17 protein-coding genes and 1 pseudogene are annotated in these 20,214 nt (G+C 57.2%); 7 read left to right on the top strand and 11 right to left on the bottom strand.

From position 1 onward, the window contains the following. Positions 1–160: 160 nt before the first annotated feature. From hokA to KHQ23_RS06260, 4 genes are all read right to left on the bottom strand, one after another. Positions 161–313: a type I toxin-antitoxin system toxin HokA gene (gene hokA, locus KHQ23_RS06275; RefSeq protein WP_002922102.1), complete on the bottom strand. Its 153-nt coding sequence runs from the start codon at positions 311–313 to the stop codon at positions 161–163. A gap of 326 nt (positions 314–639) precedes the next feature. Further along, positions 640–2,709: a glycine--tRNA ligase subunit beta gene (gene glyS / locus KHQ23_RS06270; protein ID WP_002922127.1), complete on the bottom strand. Its 2,070-nt coding sequence runs from the start codon at positions 2,707–2,709 to the stop codon at positions 640–642. A gap of 9 nt (positions 2,710–2,718) precedes the next feature. Further along, entirely contained in the window at positions 2,719–3,630 is a 912-nt protein-coding gene (gene glyQ, locus KHQ23_RS06265; protein WP_002922128.1) for a glycine--tRNA ligase subunit alpha, read from the bottom strand. A 127-nt stretch (positions 3,631–3,757) separates the two neighbouring features. Further along, the gene (locus KHQ23_RS06260; RefSeq protein WP_211776807.1) at positions 3,758–4,057 is read right to left on the bottom strand and encodes a YsaB family lipoprotein; all 300 of its coding nucleotides are present in this window, start codon (positions 4,055–4,057) and stop codon (positions 3,758–3,760) included. Positions 4,058–4,236: 179 nt separating this feature from the next. Here KHQ23_RS06260 and KHQ23_RS06255 point away from each other — a divergent pair, with 179 nt between their 5' ends. Continuing rightward, entirely contained in the window at positions 4,237–5,232 is a 996-nt protein-coding gene (locus KHQ23_RS06255) for an acyltransferase (protein ID WP_016946692.1), read from the top strand. Between the two features lie 26 nt (positions 5,233–5,258). Here KHQ23_RS06255 and yiaA read toward each other — a convergent pair whose 3' ends face one another. The 4 genes from yiaA to xylA form a co-directional block, all read right to left on the bottom strand. Then, a complete protein-coding gene (gene yiaA / locus KHQ23_RS06250; protein ID WP_004188180.1) occupies positions 5,259–5,705 on the bottom strand; it encodes an inner membrane protein YiaA in 447 nt (148 codons plus the stop codon). A gap of 31 nt (positions 5,706–5,736) precedes the next feature. Beyond that, positions 5,737–6,108, bottom strand: a complete 372-nt coding sequence (gene yiaB / locus KHQ23_RS06245; protein WP_032435194.1) for an inner membrane protein YiaB — start codon at positions 6,106–6,108, stop codon at positions 5,737–5,739. Positions 6,109–6,276: 168 nt separating this feature from the next. Further along, entirely contained in the window at positions 6,277–7,731 is a 1,455-nt protein-coding gene (gene xylB / locus KHQ23_RS06240) for a xylulokinase (RefSeq protein ID WP_004150156.1), read from the bottom strand. Between the two features lie 92 nt (positions 7,732–7,823). Further along, a complete protein-coding gene (gene xylA, locus KHQ23_RS06235; RefSeq protein ID WP_002922139.1) occupies positions 7,824–9,146 on the bottom strand; it encodes a xylose isomerase in 1,323 nt (440 codons plus the stop codon). A gap of 494 nt (positions 9,147–9,640) precedes the next feature. On the opposite strand from xylA, the gene xylF reads away from it, so the two are divergent. The 4 genes from xylF (at position 9,641) to xylR (ending at position 14,812) form a co-directional block, all read left to right on the top strand. Beyond that, entirely contained in the window at positions 9,641–10,636 is a 996-nt protein-coding gene (gene xylF, locus KHQ23_RS06230) for a D-xylose ABC transporter substrate-binding protein (protein WP_004152040.1), read from the top strand. Between the two features lie 64 nt (positions 10,637–10,700). Next, on the top strand, positions 10,701–12,242 hold the full coding sequence (locus KHQ23_RS06225) for a xylose ABC transporter ATP-binding protein (RefSeq protein WP_002922346.1): 1,542 nt from the start codon (positions 10,701–10,703) through the stop codon (positions 12,240–12,242). Beyond that, positions 12,220–13,401: a xylose ABC transporter permease XylH gene (gene xylH / locus KHQ23_RS06220; protein ID WP_002922349.1), complete on the top strand. Its 1,182-nt coding sequence runs from the start codon at positions 12,220–12,222 to the stop codon at positions 13,399–13,401. The genes KHQ23_RS06225 and xylH overlap by 23 nt, the downstream gene beginning before the upstream one ends. A 232-nt stretch (positions 13,402–13,633) precedes the next feature. Beyond that, entirely contained in the window at positions 13,634–14,812 is a 1,179-nt protein-coding gene (xylR, locus tag KHQ23_RS06215; protein ID WP_004145231.1) for a D-xylose utilization transcriptional activator XylR, read from the top strand. Between the two features lie 38 nt (positions 14,813–14,850). Here xylR and KHQ23_RS06210 read toward each other — a convergent pair whose 3' ends face one another. Continuing rightward, positions 14,851–15,669, bottom strand: a complete 819-nt coding sequence (locus KHQ23_RS06210) for a protein bax (RefSeq protein ID WP_004188166.1) — start codon at positions 15,667–15,669, stop codon at positions 14,851–14,853. 314 nt (positions 15,670–15,983) lie between these two features. On the opposite strand from KHQ23_RS06210, the gene KHQ23_RS06205 reads away from it, so the two are divergent. Both KHQ23_RS06205 and avtA read left to right on the top strand, forming a co-directional pair. Then, positions 15,984–18,017 carry an alpha-amylase gene (locus KHQ23_RS06205; RefSeq protein WP_004173926.1) on the top strand — a complete coding sequence of 678 codons (2,034 nt, stop codon included), beginning with the start codon at positions 15,984–15,986 and terminating at the stop codon, positions 18,015–18,017. A gap of 170 nt (positions 18,018–18,187) precedes the next feature. Beyond that, entirely contained in the window at positions 18,188–19,444 is a 1,257-nt protein-coding gene (avtA, locus tag KHQ23_RS06200; RefSeq protein WP_002922359.1) for a valine--pyruvate transaminase, read from the top strand. Positions 19,445–19,486: 42 nt separating this feature from the next. Here the strand turns inward: avtA and KHQ23_RS06195 are convergent, their stop codons facing one another. Beyond that, positions 19,487–19,972, bottom strand: a complete 486-nt coding sequence (locus KHQ23_RS06195; RefSeq protein WP_002922360.1) for a 4Fe-4S dicluster domain-containing protein — start codon at positions 19,970–19,972, stop codon at positions 19,487–19,489. A gap of 109 nt (positions 19,973–20,081) precedes the next feature. Further along, positions 20,082–20,174: pseudogene (locus tag KHQ23_RS06190) on the bottom strand (IclR family transcriptional regulator); the annotation flags it as partial. Positions 20,175–20,214 lie beyond the last annotated feature (40 nt).

Here is a 20,214-nt window from a genome sequence, read left to right as displayed (position 1 = left end):
CCGCTATGAATTTCAAGCCCGTTTAATTCAACGACCGTGTAAAAATAAAAAGGCCTCCTGATATCAGGAGGCAAAGGATTTATTTGGTGAACAATGAAAGGGTGCATTGAGAATGCCTGACACCGCAAGCATGGTGGGGATAGATCCCCACCAGATGCTCTTACTGTTTAATATCACAGGCTAAGAATGCCACCAGCTCAATATTTCCCTGCCTGCGCTGTAATTCACATAGCGAATCACGAACCATCCAGGTCAATAATAAAATAGTGAAGCAAATCACTACTAAGCCAAACAACAGATACTTTTGCGGCATTCCTCGCCTCCAGTGTTGATTTTCAACAAGTAAGAGGCTACTCTTATGGTGTTCATGCATAGGGGAGCCTCACTTTGATTACTATCAGGTGGGGCTTTTCTCTGTCTGTCTCCCGCTGAATACCTGAGACACACAGTCTCAAGCACCCGCCGCCATTCTAGCGTAAATACCTCTCGGAATTATGTTTATATATTCCTAAAACTTTTCTTCTCGATGAATGCAAATAATGAAGATATCAATGGCAGAATTATTAACGGTTCACCTATTCATATTTCACGTATAAAAAAACCTGCCCTGAGGCAGGTCTTTTATTATTTCCGATACGCTTACTGCAGCAGAGAAATATCCGCGACCTGCAGGAACAGTTCACGCAGTTTGGACAGCAGCGTCAGACGGTTGATGCGAACATCTTTGTCTTCAGCGTTAACCATCACGTTCTCGAAGAACTCATCCACCGGCTCGCGCAGCGCGGCCAGCTCAATCAGCGCATCCTGATAACGGCCTGCGGCGAAATACGGCTGCAGCTTGTCGCGCAGCACCACCAGATTACCCGCCAGCTTAATTTCCGCCGCTTCTTTCAGCACCGAAGCGTGAACGATGTCGTTCAGCGTCTCATCGGATTTCGCGAGGATGTTAGAGACACGTTTGTTTGCCGCCGCCAGCGCGGAGGACTCTTCCAGAGTACGGAAGTGCGATACCGCCTTCATACGCGCATCGAAATCCGCCGGGCGGGTTGGACGACGCGCCAGTACCGCCTGGATCGTGTCGACGCCGTAGCCTTCGTCCTGATACCAGGCACGGAAGCGGCCCAGCATAAAGTCGATCACATCATCAACCACGTTGGCGTTGGTCAGCTTCTCACCGTACAGACGAACCGCTTCTTCGGTCAGCGTCTGCAGATCGAGATCCAGGTTCTTCTCAACGATGATACGCAGCACGCCCAGCGCGGCGCGACGCAGCGCAAACGGGTCTTTATCGCCTTTCGGATGCTGACCGATACCAAAGATACCCGCCAGGGTGTCCATCTTATCGGCAATCGCTACCGCGCAGGCCACCGGATTAGATGGCAGCGCGTCGCCAGCAAATCGCGGCTGATACTGCTCGTTCAGCGCCACGGCCACGTCTTCCGCTTCGCCGTCATGGCGCGCGTAGTGCATCCCCATCACGCCCTGGGTGTCGGTGAACTCGAAGACCATGTTGGTCATCAGGTCGCACTTGGACAGCAGGCCCGCGCGGGTTGCGTGGTTCACGTCAGCGCCAATCTGTTCGGCAATCCAGCCCGCCAGCGCCTGGATGCGATCGGTCTTGTCGCGCAGGGTGCCCAGCTGCTGCTGGAACAGCACGGTTTCCAGACGCGGCAGGTTATCTTCCAGACGTTTTTTACGGTCGGTATTGAAGAAGAACTCGGCATCGGCCAGACGCGGACGGACCACCTTCTCGTTACCGGAGATGATCTGCTGCGGATCTTTGGACTCGATGTTGGCCACGAAGATAAAGTTCGGCAGCAGTTTGCCGGCGTTGTCGTAGACCGGGAAGTACTTCTGGTCGCCCTTCATGGTGTAAACCAGCGCTTCAGACGGCACCGCGAGGAATTTTTCTTCGAACTTCGCCGTCAGCACCACCGGCCATTCCACCAGCGAGGTGACCTCTTCCAGCAGGCTTTCGCTCAGATCGGCTTGACCGCCGATCTTACGCGCCGCCTCTTGCGCATCAGCTTTGATTTTGGCTTTACGCTGTTCGTAATCGGCGATGACTTTACCGCGCTCCAGCAGGATCTGCGGGTACTGGTCGGCATGGTCGATGGTGAACTCCGGCTCGCCCATAAAGCGATGCCCGCGAATCACGCGATCGGACGGAATACCGAGGATAGTGGCCGGGATCACTTTGTCACCCAGCAGCAAAGTCACCGTGTGTACCGGACGCACGAAGTGGACGTCAGACGCGCCCCAGCGCATCAGTTTCGGGATCGGTAGCTTCGCCAGCGAGCTGGCAATCATGTTCGGCAGCAGCGCTTCGGTGCTTTCACCCTTCACATGGGCGCGATACAGCAGCCACTCGCCTTTGTCCGTGGTCAGACGTTCGGCCTGATCGACGGTGATACCGCAGCCGCGCGCCCAGCCTTCGGCCGCTTTGCTTGGCTTGCCTTCGGCATCGAACGCCTGAGCAATAGCCGGGCCGCGTTTTTCCACTTCGCGATCGGCTTGCGCCGCCGCCAGGTTGGCCACCTTCAGCGCCAGACGACGCGGGGCGGCAAACCATTCCACTTTACCGTGCGCAAGGCCAGCGTTATCCAGCTCCGCGGTCACATTCGCAGCAAAAGATTCCGCCAGGCTGCGCAGCGCTTTTGGTGGCAGCTCTTCAGTGCCGATTTCCACCAGAAAAGTATTCTCAGACATGGCCGCCTCTTATTTATTCTTGTTGCACATCGGGAAGCCGAGCGCTTCACGGGAAGCGTAGTACGCTTCCGCCACTGCTTTAGTCAGGGTGCGAATGCGCAGGATATAGCGCTGACGCTCGGTGACGGAGATGGCTTTACGCGCATCCAGCAGGTTGAAGCTGTGAGCCGCTTTCAGAATACGCTCGTAGGCCGGCAGCGGCAGTGGGGTCTCCAGCGCCAGCAGCTGCTGGGCCTCTTTCTCATACTGTTCGAAGCAGGTGAACAGGAAGTCGACGTCGGCATATTCGAAGTTATAGGTGGACTGCTCCACTTCGTTCTGGTGGAACACGTCGCCGTAGGTGGTTTTCCCCAGCGGGCCATCGCTCCAGACCAGGTCATAGACGCTGTCCACACCCTGGATGTACATCGCCAGACGCTCCAGACCGTAGGTGATCTCGCCGGTCACCGGCTTACACTCGAGGCCGCCGACCTGCTGGAAGTAGGTGAACTGCGTCACTTCCATGCCGTTGAGCCACACTTCCCAGCCCAGACCCCAGGCGCCCAGCGTCGGGTTTTCCCAGTTGTCTTCGACAAAGCGAATGTCGTGAATAGTCGGGTCCATACCCAGCTCTTTCAGCGACCCGAGGTACAGCTCCTGGATGTTGTCCGGAGAGGGTTTAATCACCACCTGGAACTGATAGTAGTGCTGTAAACGGTTCGGGTTTTCGCCATAGCGGCCATCGGTTGGACGACGGGAAGGCTGCACGTAGGCGGTCGCCATCGGCTCCGGTCCTAACGCGCGCAGGCAGGTCATCGGGTGAGAGGTGCCGGCGCCGACTTCCATGTCCAGTGGTTGAACAATGGTGCAGCCCTGACGAGCCCAGTAATCCTGTAAGGTCAGGATCAGGCCCTGGAAGGTCCTGGTATCAAACTTTTGCATATGATTTCGTGCTGGATACGTGTGGATTTAAAGGAAGGAGTCAGTATACCCGCTGGCTGCGAGATATACAGTACGAAACGGCGTTGTTTCAGGAAAACGGACGAAATTTACGCCAGGCGGGGTCGATTCAGCGCATCGAAAGATGCATAAACTGGCCGTCCGGGTCAAAGGAACAGATGAAACGCTCATTCTTGCCGGTACGGCCAGAAAGCTCATAGCTCGCCTGGAATTGTTCAAAGTGGTTCACGCCAACGAGCTGCGTTTGCGTGTTATAGCGGATAGCCGCCTGATCCTTGCAAAGCTGCGCCATATTGAGCGTGGTTTGCGGCGTAATACGAGCGCGCTGCGCTTTTTGCGTCGGCGGGGAGACGGTCTCGCTGCAGCCCGCGAGGAGCAGCACCAGCATGACGGAAACAACACCTTTCACCACGTTCTCCTCCACCGACTTGTTAGCAAGTTGTTATCCTAAAGATTCAGTATTACAGGTATTTTGCGAATATCATGAAACTGCGACAAGTCTGTGACCGAAAACTCAGACTAATCTATTGCGACACCGGGAAACCGGGCAGGTCATATCTTATTTCGCCAGCAGACATTGAGGGACTGATGCAAGAAAAGATACACTGGATCACCAACCTGCGCGGCATCGCCTGCATGATGGTGGTGATGATCCACAGCACCAGCTGGTATATCACTCACCCCCATGCGATTACCCTGCTGCAATGGGATATCGCCAATCTGCTCAATTCCGCCTCCCGCGTCAGCGTGCCGCTGTTTTTTATGATCTCGGGCTACCTCTTTTTTGGGGAACGCAGCGCCCAGCCGCGCCATTTCTGGCGGATTGGCCTGTGCATTGCGTTCTATAGCGCGCTATCTCTGCTGTATATCACGCTGTTTACCCATATCAACGTCGAGCTGTCGTTAAAGAATTTGCTGCAGAAGCCCGTCTTCTACCACCTGTGGTTTTTCTTTGCTATCGCCGTCATCTACCTGCTCTCGCCGCTGCTTCAGGTTAAGTCCACCAGTAGCACAATGCTGCTGGCGCTGATGGCGATCCTCGGCATTCTGGCCAACCCCAATATGGTCAGCGTTAAAGCCGCCGGGATTGAGTGGCTGCCAGTCAACCTTTATATCAACGGCGACACCTTCTACTACGTGCTCTACGGCGTGCTGGGCAGAGCCATTGGCACCCTGGACACCGATAAAAAATGGCTAACACCGCTCTGCGCCGCGCTGTTCATCGCCGCCGTGTGGGTCATTTCCCGCGGCACGCTGCATGAGCTGCGCTGGCGCGGAGACTTCGGCGACACCTGGTATCTCTACTGCGGACCGGCGGTGTTTGTTTGCGCGGTCACCCTGCTGACGCTGGCCAAAAACTGGCTTAACGCGCGTCCCCTGCCCGGTATCGCCTGCATTGCGCGACATTCGCTGGGGATCTACGGCTTTCATGCCCTGATAGTGCATGCGCTGCGCGCCAGCCATCTGGAGCTATCCCGCTGGCCGCTGCTGGATATTGTGTGGATATTTAGCGCCGCCCTGCTCGGCAGCCTGCTGCTGTCAGGCCTGGTGCAGCGGATTGATAGCCGCCGGCTGGTCAGCTAACGGTCCGCCGCCCGGGGGGGCCCGACTTACGTCTCAGGCCCCTCTTCCGTCACGCTGAGAGGTTCCCGTAAGCGCGTCGGGTCCCAGACATCACGCACGTTTTTCTGTACCGCAACAGCGCCAAACAGGCTCAAAAAATACGCCAGCCCATAGAACCCTTTCTCGCTGAGCAGCAGAGTGGCATTCCACAGTCCGATAACCAGCAGACCTACAGCGATAACGAAGACCACCAGACAGGTGGTGTAGTACAGCGCGGTGGTCGGAATGGCTTCATACTTATCGCGCACCGTCTTTTGATAAGATGCCGCGGCAAACAGCCCCAGTACCAGGACGGCAAAATAATAGCCTTTCTCATTCAACTGCATATCGGCATTCCACAGCCCCACCAGATAGGTGACGATGCCGCCGATCAGGGCAATCCAGGAGATCAAATGAAACGCAGGAGAATACGTCGCGTGCTTGTTTTCCATCACTTTTTACCTTTTACGCGCCTCGGGGCGGCGCTTATTCCGTTTTTTGCATCGCGCGGGCGATGCGGGTCCGTTCGGGGGTTGCCGATGCGCCATATAAGCAGACAAACCATGCCGCGATATAGACGGCTTTTTCATGCCAGTCTGCCGGTACATACCAGGCGCCGACCAGCAGCAGGCCGACCGATAGCAGCAGCACCATCCGGCATAAGGCAATAAAACCGTCGTCCTGTTCCTGCCACTGACTGGCGCGCTGATGGGCGAGAACAGCAAACATCCCCATCACCAGCACGCCGAGAAAATACCCTTTGCCGCTGAACAGCGGGCAGGTCCGCCAGATACCGAGCAGATAAACCAGCGATCCTGTCGCCATCATCCCCCTGGCAATATTGCGTTTTGTGATCATCTCACCTCCCTGGTCGACAGGGGCTGATTATGACCGACTCCCTCGTCGATGCCTCAGATTACGTACGACAAAGCGGAGATTTCGGAATAAATAAATACGCATTTATGGATGGATGTAGCCGGGACATTCAGGAAGGGAATCCGCCCGGCGCTGCCGGACGGACTGAGGCTAAGACATCAGCGGTTTCAGTTGCTGATAAATCTGGCGGAAGGTTTCCCGCTGCGGCGCATAGTGGGCCACACGGCGATCGTCCGGGCGATGGGCTTGTTCAAGCGGCAGCGGCTTCAGCAGCCCGGGGCGGTCTGCCTCGTCGTGAACCGCCAGCTGCGCCAGCCTGGCCGCCCCCAGCGCCGGGCCGACATCGCCCCCGGTACGGTAATCGAGCTGCAGGCCGCTGATATCCGCCAGCATTTGCCGCCAGTAAGCGCTGCGCGCCCCGCCGCCGATAAGCGTGATGCTCTGCGGCTTGATGCCGCAGGCGTGCACCACGTCCATACCATCCGCCAGCGCATAGCCCACCCCCTCCAGCACCGCCCGCGCCAGCTCTGCCGGCCCATGCTGATGCGTCAGGCCAAAAAAGACGCCCTTAGCCTGCGGGTTGTTGTGCGGCGTGCGTTCGCCAGACAGATAGGGCAGGAACCACACCGGACCGGCGCTTTCATCCGCCGTCTGCGCCGCCGCGATCAGCGCCGGCACGCTGGCGAGACCGGTTAATTTTGCCGCCCAGTCCAGACAGGAGGCCGCGCTGAGCATCACCGACATCAAATGCCAGCGGCCCGGCAGGGCATGGCAGAAGCTGTGCACCGCGCTTTCGGGTTTGCTAAGGAACCCTTCACTGACGGCGAAGTAGACGCCTGACGTACCCAGCGACAGCATCGCCTGACCGGCATCGGCCATGCCGACCCCGACCGCGCCCGCGGCGTTGTCGCCCCCGCCGCCCACCACCAGCGCCGGCGGCATATTCCACGCCTGCGCCACCTCAGGTCGCAGTTGCCCGGTGACGTCGCTGCCTTCGAACAGCGCCGGCATCGCATCCCGACTGAGATCGCAGGCGGCGAGCATCTCGTCGCTCCAGTCGCGCCGGGCGACGTCCAGCCACATCGTGCCGGCGGCGTCAGACATATCGCTGGCGAGCTCGCCGGTCATGCGCAGGCGCAGATAATCCTTGGGCAGCAGCACTTTATCGACCTGGCTGAACACTGCCGCCTCGTGGCGCTGTACCCATAAGAGCTTCGGCGCCGTAAAGCCCGGCATCATCAGGTTGCCGGTGATCTGCCGGGAAGCGCTGACTTTGTCTTCCAGCAGCTGGCACTCTTCGGCGCAGCGGCCGTCATTCCATAAAATGGCCGGACGCAACACCTGTAACGATTTATCCAGTAGGGTGGCGCCGTGCATCTGCCCGGCAATGCCCAGCGCCTTCACGTCGCGCAGGCTATGCTGCGCGCCCAGGGCTTTCATCGCCGTGTCTGTCGCCAGCCACCACTGTTCGGGATCTTGCTCCGACCACAGCGGATGCGGACGCGAGACGGTGAGTTTTTCGGTATGCGATGCCACTACCTCACCCTGCTCATTGAGCAGGATGGCTTTGACGCCCGACGTCCCCAGATCGATGCCGATATACATACTCCCTCTCCTTAAACGCGCGCCACGGCTGAGCGTGGCGCGAACAGAGCATCCTGGTTGCGGCGCCGGTCACCCCGGGCGCCGCCGCATGATTACTTGTCAAACAGATAATGGTTGACCAGGTTTTCCAGTTGTTCCTGCTGGCCGCTGCGATGCTGCGGCGCCAGCTGATGCTGAGCGGCATACTGGGCAATATCGCTCAGGGTCATCTGCCCGTTAAGGATCTGCTGCCCCAGCTCACCGTTCCAGCCGGCGTAGCGTCTGGCCACGCGCTTATCCAGTTCGCCGTCCTCGATCATCCGCGCCGCGACCTTCAGCGACAGCGCCATGGTATCCATCGCGCCAATATGACCATAGAACAGATCGTATTTGTCGGTGCTCTGCCGGCGCACTTTCGCATCAAAGTTGAGCCCGCCGGTGGTGAAGCCGCCCGCTTTGAGGATTTCATACATCACCAGCGCGTTCTCTTCGACGCTGTTCGGGAACTGGTCGGTATCCCAGCCCAGCTGCGGATCGCCGCGGTTGGCGTCAACGGAGCCGAACAGCCCCAGCGCAATGGCCGTCGCAATTTCATGATGGAACGAATGGCCGGCGAGCGTGGCATGGTTAGCTTCAATATTCAGTTTAATCTCTTTTTCCAGACCAAACTGTTTGAGGAAGCCGTAAACGGTAGAGGCATCATAGTCATACTGATGCTTGGTCGGCTCCTGCGGTTTGGGCTCAATCAGCAGCGTGCCTTTAAAGCCGATTTTATGCTTATGCTCCACCACCAGCTGCATAAAGCGGCCAATCTGCTCACGCTCCTGGCGCAGGTCGGTATTCAGCAGGGTTTCATAGCCCTCGCGACCGCCCCACAGCACATAGTTTTCACCGCCCAGTTGATGGGTGGCATTCATGGCGGTGACCACCTGGGTGGCCGCCCAGCTAAATACTTCCGGATCCGGGTTGGTGGCCGCGCCGGCGCCGTAGCGCGGGTTGGTAAAGCAGTTTGCGGTCCCCCACAGAAGCTTCACGCCGCTCTGCTGCTGTTTCTCAGCCAGCACCTCGACCATCCGGGCGAAGTTATTGCTGTACTCCTTGAGCGAAGCGCCTTCCGGCGAGACGTCAACGTCGTGGAAGCAGTAGTAAGGCACGTTGAGTTTATGGAAGAATTCGAACGCCACATCGGCTTTGCGTTTGGCCATCTCCAGGGCGTCGCCAGGCTGCTGCCAGGGACGATCAAAGGAGCCCACGCCAAACATATCGGCGCCATTCCAGCAGAAGGTGTGCCAGTAACAGGCCGCAAAACGCAGATGATCTTCCATCCGTTTGCCCAGCACCAGTTCATCCGGGTTGTAATGACGGAAAGCCAGCGGGTTAGTGGATTTCGGGCCTTCGTAACGAACGCGATCGAGTTGATCGAAATAGGTCTGCATAGAGAACTCCATATTCAGAGATGCGGCGAATAACCAATCAGATACCCTAAATAATTCGAGTTGCAGGAAGGCGGCAGGAGCGCGAGTCCCCGGTAACCGGGGGCGGAGCAACGAATGTCACCAACCCACCTACAACTTGAAGTATGACGGGTTTAAGCCAATATAGAATTTCGCTTTCATTTTCCTCAATTACGTTATTTCACACCGCCATTGAGAGAATCCACAAACGTGCGCCAGCTCGCAAAAATAATATCCAGTCGCCGTTGCGCCGCTTTGTCAGAGACAGTCCAGTGCAATAATAAGAGCGTGCATGAATAAAATACGATCGCCGTCATAATTTGCACATTAAACGAAATTTCATAACGGCAAAATAAGAACCGGTAATTGCCAGCCCTGCTTTCCGCGTTAAGAATCTGTAACGTATCCGCAACCTCATGTATCAAACATTATTTTCCGTTCGTCTTACCTACCCTTACAAAAAAGGTATCGTTATTATGAAGATAAAGAACCTTTGCCTTACGCTTTGCGCCAGCTCCCTCCTGCTCGCCAGCATGGCGGGGATGGCGAAAGAAGTGAAGATTGGCATGGCCATCGACGATCTGCGTCTGGAGCGCTGGCAGAAAGACCGTGATATTTTCGTCAATAAAGCGGAATCCTTAGGCGCCAAAGTTTTTGTCCAGTCCGCTAATGGCAATGAAGAAACGCAGATGTCGCAAATTGAAAACATGATCAACCGCGGCGTCGATGTGTTAGTCATTATTCCTTATAACGGCCAGGTACTCAGTAACGTTATTAAAGAAGCCAAGCAGGAAGGTATTAAAGTCCTGGCCTATGACCGTATGATTAATAATGCCGACATTGATTTCTATATATCTTTCGATAATGAAAAAGTTGGTGAAATGCAGGCGCAAAGTCTGGTCGACAAAGTGCCGCAGGGTAATTATTTCCTGATGGGCGGTTCGCCGGTGGATAATAACGCTAAACTGTTCCGCGCCGGACAGATGAAGGTTCTCAAGCCGTATGTCGATGATGGCAAAATTAAGATTGTCGGCGATCAGTGGGTTGACGGCTGGCTGCCGGAGAACGCGCTGAAAATAATGGAAAACGCGCTAACGGCGAATAATAACAAGATCGATGCCGTGGTCGCCTCCAATGACGCCACCGCCGGCGGCGCCATCCAGGCCTTAACCGCCCAGGGGCTGGCCGGCAAAGTGGCGATCTCCGGTCAGGATGCTGACCTGGCGGGCGTGAAGCGCATTATTTCCGGTACCCAGACGATGACCGTCTATAAACCGATAACCACCCTGGCCACCAACGCCGCTGAAATCGCCGTTGAGCTGGGTAACGATAAGCAGCCGAAGGCCGATACCACGCTGAATAACGGCTTAAAAGACGTCCCTTCGCGCCTGTTAACGCCAATTGAGGTGAATAAAGAGAATATCGACGCCACGGTGATTAAAGACGGTTTCCATAAAAAGAGTGAACTGTAATGGCTGACGCCCCGCTGCGGGGCGTCATTTTCATCCCGCCGGATATCACTGTTGCGGAGTCTTTATGACCTGGCTACTCGAAATGAAGAACATCACCAAAACCTTCGGCGCTGTTAAAGCCGTGGATAACGTCAGCCTGCGCCTGAACGCAGGCGAGGTGGTCTCGTTATGCGGTGAAAATGGGTCGGGGAAATCGACGCTGATGAAGGTGCTGTGCGGTATCTATCCGCACGGAAGCTATGAGGGCGAGATTATTTTTGCCGGCGAAACGCTGCAGGCAAACCATATTCGCGATACCGAACGCAAAGGCATCGCCATTATTCATCAGGAGCTGGCGCTGGTGAAACATCTCACCGTGCTGGAGAATATTTTCCTCGGCGCCGAGATATCCCGCCATGGTCTGCTGGATTATGAAACCATGACGCTGCGCTGTCAGAAGCTGTTGGCGCAGGTCAATCTGCCCATTTCCCCCGATACCCGCGTCGGCGACCTCGGCCTTGGTCAGCAGCAGTTGGTGGAGATCGCCAAGGCGCTGAATAAACAGGTTCGCCTGCTGATCCTCGACGAACCGACCGCCTCCTTAACCGAACAAGAAACCGCGACGCTGCTGGCGATCGTTCGCGATCTGCAAAACCACGATATCGCCTGCATCTATATCTCGCATAAGCTCAATGAGGTCAAAGCGATCTCCGATACGATCTGCGTGATCCGCGACGGCCAGCACATCGGCACCCGCGATGCCAGCGGCATGAGCGAAGACGATATCATCACCATGATGGTCGGCCGCGAGCTCACCGCGCTCTATCCCAGCGAGCCGCACGCCCACGGCGAGGAGATCCTGCGGGTTGAACATTTAACCGCCTGGCACCCGGTAAACCGCCATATTAAACGGGTCAATGACGTCTCATTTTCCCTGCGTCGCGGAGAAATCCTCGGTATCGCCGGGCTGGTCGGCGCCGGACGTACCGAGGCGGTACAGTGCCTGTTCGGCGTCTGGCCGGGGCGCTGGCAAGGGGAGATCTTTATTGATGGCCAGCCGGTGAGCATCTCTAACTGCCAGCAGGCCATTGCCCACGGCATCGCCATGGTGCCGGAAGACCGCAAAAAAGACGGCATCGTGCCGGTGATGGCGGTGGGCAAAAACATTACCCTCGCGGCGCTCAACCAGTTCACCGGCGCAATGAGTAGCCTGGACGACGCCGCCGAGCAGCACTGCATTCAGCAGTCCATTCAGCGTTTGAAAATTAAAACCTCCTCGCCGGAGCTGGCGATTGGCCGTCTGAGCGGCGGCAACCAGCAAAAGGCGATTCTGGCGCGCTGTCTGCTGCTCAATCCGCGCATTCTGATCCTCGACGAACCCACCCGTGGCATCGATATCGGGGCGAAGTATGAAATTTATAAACTGATTAACCAGCTGGTGCAGCAGGGCATCGCGGTCATTGTCATTTCATCCGAACTGCCCGAGGTGCTCGGTCTCAGCGATCGGGTGCTGGTCATGCACGAAGGCAGACTAAAAGCCAATTTGGTTAATCAACATCTGACCCAGGAACAGGTGATGGAAGCCGCGCTGAGGAGCGAACGCCATGTCGAAGAACACGTCGTCTGAAATCAAACTCACCCCAACCGCCCCCGCGGCCCTGCCGGCGCTGAAGGGGCTGAATCTCCAGGTCTTCGTGATGATCGCCGCCATCGTCGTCATTATGCTGTTTTTCACCTGGGTTACCGATGGCGCCTACCTGAGCGCACGCAATATCTCCAACCTGCTGCGGCAGACGGCCATCACCGGCATCCTCGCCGTCGGCATGGTGTTTGTGATTATTTCGGCAGAAATCGACCTCTCCGTTGGCTCGATGATGGGGCTGCTGGGCGGCGCTGCGGCGATCTTTGACGTCTGGCTCGGCTGGCCGCTGCCGCTCACCATTCTGGTGACACTGGTGATGGGCCTGCTGCTCGGGGCGTGGAACGGATGGTGGGTAGCCTATCGCAAAGTGCCCTCGTTTATCGTCACCCTTGCCGGGATGCTGGCGTTTCGCGGCATTCTGATCGGCATCACCAACGGGACCACCGTCTCGCCCACCAGTCCGGCGATGTCGCAGATCGGCCAAAGCTACCTGCCAGACGGCATCGGCTTCGGCATCGGCGTTGTCGGCATGGCGGTGTTTATCGTCTGGCAGTGGCGCGGGCGGATGCGCCGGCAGGCGTTAGGTCTGGCGACCTCGTCCTCCACCGCCGCCGTCGGCCGCCAGGCCATTACCGCGGTGATTGTGCTGGGCGCAATCTGGCTGCTCAATGACTATCGCGGCGTACCAACCCCGGTGCTGATCCTCGCCGCCCTGCTGCTGGCGGGCCTGTTTATGGCCACCCGCACCGCCTTTGGTCGCCGCATCTACGCCATCGGCGGCAACCTGGAGGCGGCCCGTCTGTCCGGGATTAACGTCGAGCGTACCAAGCTGGCGGTGTTTGCCATTAACGGCCTGATGGTCGCCATTGCCGGGCTAATCCTCAGCTCACGGCTCGGCGCGGGGTCGCCTTCGGCGGGCAATATCGCCGAACTGGACGCCATCGCCGCCTGCGTCATCGGCGGCACCAGCCTGGCGGGCGGCATCGGCAGCGTCGCCGGGGCGGTAATGGGGGCGTTTATTATGTCGGCCCTGGATAACGGTATGAGCATGATGGACGTCGCCACCTTCTGGCAATATATCGTTAAAGGCGCCATTTTGCTGCTGGCGGTGTGGATGGACTCTGCCACCAAGCGGCGCGCATAAGGAGAGACTCTCTGAAGAATGTCTGAATTCTTTGCGCTACCGCCAAACTTCGCCATAAGGCGCTTGAAATATCTCGGGCATTAGCCGGTAGTGTATACCCAACATCATTCGGGTTGCAGACGGCGCCCCCGGCCGCGTACCGGCGTACGTGGCCGGGATGAGTGGTAAGTCAGGCCATCGGCAACATCTTGAATGAAGGGGTATGACCGGGGTTAGAGCAGGAACATTATCTATGTTTGAAAAGCGTCACCGTATTACGCTGTTATTTAACGCCAACAAAGCTTATGACCGCCAGGTAGTTGAAGGTGTCGGCGAGTATCTGCAGGCCTCCCAGTTGGAATGGGATATCTTTATTGAAGAGGACTTTCGGGCACGCATCGAAAACATCAAAGAGTGGTTGGGCGATGGCGTTATCGCCGACTATGACGATCCCGAAATCGAAAAGCTGCTGGCCGATGTCCACGTGCCCATCGTCGGCGTCGGCGGATCTTATCATCAGCCAGAGCAGTACCCGCCGGTCCACTATATCGCCACCGACAACGCCGCGCTGGTGGAAAGCGCTTTTCTCCATTTGAAGGAAAAAGGGGTGCACCGCTTCGCGTTTTACGGACTCCCCACCTCCAGCGGTAAACGCTGGGCGGTAGAGCGCGAGTATGCCTTCTGCCAGCTGGTCGCGAAGGAGAAGTATCGCGGCGTGGTCTACCAGGGGCTGGAGACAGCGCCGGAGAACTGGCAGCACGCGCAAAACCGGCTCGCCGACTGGCTGCAAACCCTGCCGCCGCAAACCGGCATCATCGCCGTCACCGACGCCCGTGCCCGCCACGTCCTGCAGGCCTGCGAGCTACTGCATATCCCGGTGCCAGAGAAACTGTGCGTTATCGGCATCGATAACGAGGAGCTAACCCGCTATCTCTCTCGCGTCGCCCTCTCCTCTGTCGCCCAGGGCACCCGCCAGATGGGTTATCAGGCGGCAAAATTACTCCACCGGCTGTTGAATAACGAGGCCCTCCCGCTGCAGCGCCAGCTGATCCCGCCGATGCGCGTCGTTGAGCGACGATCCACCGACTACCGGTCGTTAAACGATCCCTCCGTGATACAGGCGATGCATTACATTCGCAACAATGCCTGCAAAGGCATCAAGGTGGAACAGGTGCTCGACGCCGTGGGCATCTCTCGCTCTAATCTGGAAAAACGCTTCAAAGAGGAGGTCGGGGAGACCATCCACACGGTGATTCACAGCGAAAAACTGGAAAAGGCGCGCAGCCTGCTGGTGTCAACTAGTCTGTCGATCAATGAGATTTCGCAGATGTGCGGCTATCCATCGCTGCAATATTTCTATTCGGTGTTTAAGAAGGAGTACGACGTGACGCCGAAGGAGTACCGCGATCGGCACAGCGAGGTGATGCTGTAGGGTAAAAAAATGCCCGGCGACAAGGCCGGGCATCCGGATTACAGATGGGCGGCGATGAGCCGCTGATTGTCCTGATACATCGCGAAGAGATAGTTGTTGTAGCTCGACCCTTTGGTCGAATACCCCTTCAGCTTATGGATCATGGTGCTGGCAGTTACTTCCTGATCCGCCTTGCGCAGCTGCAGGCGCGACTTGCGGAAAGAAGAATAGGCCGGGTGGGTGTTCAGGTTTGTTACGTAAGCCTGCACCGACTGCTCTACCGACTCAAACTGCGAGTAACCTTTCATCGCGCCGCGGCAGCGACCGGCGCCGCACTTCATGCCGAACAGGTTGTTATTCTCGCGCGCCAGCCTGGAGGTACCCCAGCCACTTTCCGCCGCCGCCATGGTCGCCACCATGCTGTTCGGAATAATGTCGACACGCTCAAGCAGCGCGTTCCAGGGCACATGACGCGTATTGCCTGACCACTTCACCTTATAACGGGAAGCGATATCCTTCAGGCGCGCCTTCTCAGTCGGTGACCAGCGAGCATCGTACTGCTTGGAAATAAGCCAGTTACGATCCGCAGTAATCGCCTGATTCTGCTTGGTAATATAAGGCATGACCGTCCGGAGAAACGCTTTTTTCCTTGGTGTCCCGGAAGGGTATTTTCGCAAGTCAGGAAGTGAACTGCTCTTTACACTATTGCGAGAATACTCTTGTTTACTGCTTACCTTAGTACTACTTATCTTCTTTACCGTTGGGGCTTTATGACTCTTTGTTGCTGTGTGCGTTGTCGCCAACACACTACCTGAAAAGATGCAGGTTAGTAACATAAGTATGGCGGCCCCATATCGTCGTATGGGATTCGATATCATCAGGTCTCCTGGTCGGATATATGCATTCCAACACCTTGTTTTTCACAAAAAAACGATAGCTGAATCGCTAATAGTATCAAAAATACGCACTGAGGGCATCAACAGAAATAGTCCAATTCCGAATTGCTGTCATCTGAAATCGGTTTCTGCGGCGCATCGCCAGCGCGAAAATGCTAGCTTCGTCTCATTTTTAGCCTATTTTTTGAGCGGTGTCACTCACCCCTTTTCATCCTCCTGGTAAAACGCGCGTCAGGAGGAGTTCACCCGCGCGGCGACAAGGCACACTAGATAAAAACCGCTCACAGGATCTCGCAATGAAACTCGCTGCGCTTGCCACGTTATTCGTGCCTGGGATGGCTTTTGCCGCCTGGACTACCACCGACTTTCCTGCTTTTACCGAAGAAGGGACCGGCCGATTCATCAGCCAGAAAGTGGTTGAGAAGGGTACACGTCCCCTGCAGCTAAATTTTGACCAGCAGTGCTGGCAGCCTTCCGGCGGCATTAAGCTCAACCAGATGCTGTCCATGGAGCCCTGTCGCGGCACACCGCCGCAATGGCGCATCTTCCGCCAGGGTCTGTATACCCTGGAGGTGGATACCCGTTCCGGCACGCCAACGATGATGATTTCGCTGGAGGAAAAAGAGACCAGCGCCGCGGCGCCGCAGATCCGCCAGTGTCCGAAGTGGGACGGAAAACCTCTGACCATCGACGTCAGCAAAACCTTCGCCGAGGGCAGCAAGGTCCGCGATTTCTACAGCGGCAATGTCGCGACCGTCAGCGGCGGCAAAATCACCCTGCAGCCCGCCTTCGGCAGCAATGGTCTGCTGCTGCTTGAGCGCGCCGAGACGGCCGCCCCGGCGCCGTTTGACTGGCACAATGCCACCGTCTACTTCGTCCTGACCGATCGCTTCGTAAACGGTAACCCGGCCAACGACAACAGCTATGGTCGCCATAAAGACGGCATGCAGGAGATCGGCACCTTCCACGGCGGCGACCTGCAGGGATTAACCAGCAAGCTGGATTATCTGCAGCAGATGGGAGTTAACGCCCTGTGGATCAGCTCCCCGCTCGAGCAGATCCACGGCTGGGTCGGCGGCGGCACGAAGGGCGATTTCCCTCACTACGCTTATCACGGCTATTACACCCAGGACTGGTCGAAACTGGACGCCAACATGGGGACCGAAGCGGATCTCCGCCGACTGGTGGATGAAGCGCATAAGCGCGGAATACGTATTCTGTTCGACGTGGTGATGAACCATGCCGGCTACGCCACCCTGGCCGACATGCAGGAGTTCCAGTTCGGCTCCCTGTATCTGCAAGGCGATGAGCTGAAAAAAACTCTCGGCGAGCGCTGGACGGACTGGAAGCCGGGCGCGGGACAGACCTGGCACAGCTTTAACGACTATATCAACTTCAGCGACAAAGCCGGGTGGGAGAAATGGTGGGGTAAGAAGTGGATCCGCACCGATATCGGCGATTACGACAATCCGGGCTATGACGATCTCACCATGTCGCTGGCCTTCCTGCCGGACCTGAAAACCGAATCGAAGGAGGTCTCAGGCCTGCCGAACTTCTATAACCATAAACCAGACACCGCAGCGAAAGCGATCCCGGGCTATACGCCGCGCGACTATCTGACACACTGGCTGAGCCAGTGGGTACGTGACTACGGCATCGATGGCTTCCGCGTCGATACCGCCAAACATGTGGAGATGGACGCCTGGCAGCAGTTAAAAACCCAGGCCACCGCCGCGCTGGCGGAGTGGAAGAAAGCCAATCCGGATAAAGCGCTGGATGCGGCGCCGTTCTGGATGACCGGCGAAGCCTGGGGACATGGAGTGATGCAGAGCGATTATTATCGCCACGGTTTTGATGCGATGATCAATTTCGACTACCAGGACCAGGCGGCGAAAGCGGCGACCTGTATGGCCAATATTGACCTCACCTGGCAGCAAATGGCGGACAAGCTGCAGAGCTTTAACGTCCTGAGCTACCTCTCCTCGCACGATACGCGGCTGTTCCGCGAAGGCGGCACCACCGCGGCGGAGCTACTGCTGCTGGCCCCTGGCGCCGTGCAGATTTTCTATGGCGACGAATCATCGCGCCCGTTCGGCCCCACCGGCTCGGACCCGCTGCAGGGTACCCGCTCGGAGATGAACTGGCAGGATGTCAACGGCAAGGCGGCCCGCAGCGTTACCCACTGGCAGAAGATCGGCCAGTTCCGCGCTCGCCATCCGGCAATCGGCATGGGCAAACAGACAACGCTGTCGATGTCGCGTGGTTACGGGTTCGTGCGTGAGAGCGGTGAAGACAAAGTGATGGTCATCTGGGCCGGCCAGCAGCAGTAATCCACATGTGGCTCTCCGCCCTGCGGGGAGCCACCATTTAGAACAAAATGCTAACAAAATAGCAATATACAGGATAAAGATAAAAACCCGCCTCCTCCCGCCGATTTGCACCACGCCAGCGCTGGCGTTATGGTTAGCCACTTTCCAGAACCACCGATAGACTATTCGCGATGACATTTTCCCTTTTCGGCGACAAATTCACCCGTCATTCAGGCATCACCCGCTTGATGGAAGACCTTAATGACGGTCTGCGCACGCCGGGCGCTATTATGCTGGGCGGCGGCAACCCCGCTCAGATCCCGGAAATGAATGACTACTTCCAGCAGCTGCTGGCCGACATGCTGGATAATGGCAAAGCCCTTGATGCGCTTTGTAATTATGATGGTCCACAGGGCAAAAGCGAGCTGCTGGCTCTGCTGGCGAACATGCTGCGCGACGAGCTGGGCTGGGAGATCGAACCACAGAATATTGCGCTAACAAACGGCAGTCAGAGCGCATTTTTCTACTTATTTAATCTGTTTGCAGGCCGTCGGGCAGATGGCACCACCCGTAAGGTACTGTTCCCACTGACGCCGGAATATATCGGCTACGCCGATGCCGGTCTGGAAGAGGATCTGTTCGTTGCCACCCGGCCGAACATCGAACTGCTGCCGGAAGGCCAGTTTAAGTACCATGTTGATTTTGAGCATCTGCAGGTGACGGAAGAGACCGGGATGATCTGCGTCTCGCGCCCCACCAACCCGACCGGCAACGTCATCACTGATGAAGAGCTGATCAAACTGGATGCGCTGGCGAATCAGCACGGGGTCCCGCTGGTGATTGATAACGCCTACGGTGTACCGTTCCCGGGCATTATCTTTAGCGACGCCCGACCGCTGTGGAATCCGAACATCGTGCTGTGTATGAGCCTGTCCAAGCTGGGCCTGCCGGGCAGCCGCTGCGGGATTATCATCGCCAACGAAAAAATCATCACCGCCATCAGCAACATGAACGGCATTATTAGCCTCGCCCCTGGCGGCATCGGGCCGGCAATGATGTGCGAAATGATTAAACGACAGGATCTGCTGCGCCTGTCAGAGACGGTGATCAAGCCCTTCTATTACCAGCGGGTGCAGGAAACCATCGCCATTATTCGCCGCTATCTGCCGGAGGAGCGCTGCCTTATTCACAAACCGGAGGGGGCAATCTTCCTCTGGCTGTGGTTTAAGGATCTGCCGATCTCCACCGAGCTGCTGTATCAGCGGCTGAAAAAGCGCGGCGTGCTGATGGTGCCGGGGGATTACTTCTTCCCTGGTCTGGATAAACCGTGGCCGCACACCCACCAGTGTATGCGCATGAACTATGTACCGGACCCGCAAAAAATCGAAGCCGGAGTGAAAATCCTCGCCGAAGAGGTTGAATTTGCCTGGCGCGAACAGGAAGCATAGTCTCGGACGCCGCGGGCGGGTAACGTTCGTCAGCGACCCCATTCACGCCAGCGCCAGCCGCTGGCGTTTTTGCGCGCATAGCGCTTCCAGCTCCGCGGGAACCATCACCCGCAGCGCCTGCGTCGGGCAGGCGGCCACGCAGGCCGGTCCTTCGGCGCGGTGATGGCATAGATCGCATTTCAACGCCTGCGCCTGCTGGTTCATTACCGTAACGGTCATCGCGCCGTACGGGCAGGCCACCATGCAGCTTTTGCAGCCGATGCAGCGCCGCTGGTCGACCCACCAGACGTCATTGTCGCGCTGAATCGCCCCCTGTGGGCAAACGCTGGCGCAGGGCGCATCCTCGCACTGCCGACAGGCCATCGCCGTCGATATGTCACCGCTTTTCACCACCCGGATACGCGGCGCGAAATGGTTCGTCGACAGGGCGGCGACATCCTGCGCCTGCTGGTGCGCCACCGCGCAGGCCACTTCGCAGGTACGACAGCCGATGCACCGCTGGGCATTGGCAATAAGAAACTGGTTCATCCTCTGCTCCCTGGGGATAAAACCGCAGGGTGCCAGAATATCCCCTGCCCGCGCTTTGATCCTGAATGGAATCAGCGCTGTTTTTTGTCAGATGGCCGGCAGGATGTGGTCATTTGCCTGACGCTTCACGCACCGTGAAACCCAGCTCACGCGAAATTGCTTCGGCGGTCTCACGTAGTGGTTTTAACAAGTTCTTTTCGCCAGCTCCCCGGCACGAAGTCCGCCGGGGAGCCGACGTTAAT

Origin of the sequence: Klebsiella sp. 64 (assembly GCF_018223915.1) — a bacterium.
Lineage (GTDB): Bacteria > Pseudomonadota > Gammaproteobacteria > Enterobacterales > Enterobacteriaceae > Klebsiella > Klebsiella pneumoniae.
The sequence above is the reverse complement of the archived record's forward strand: the minus strand, read 5'-3'. Positions and strand labels throughout refer to the sequence as shown.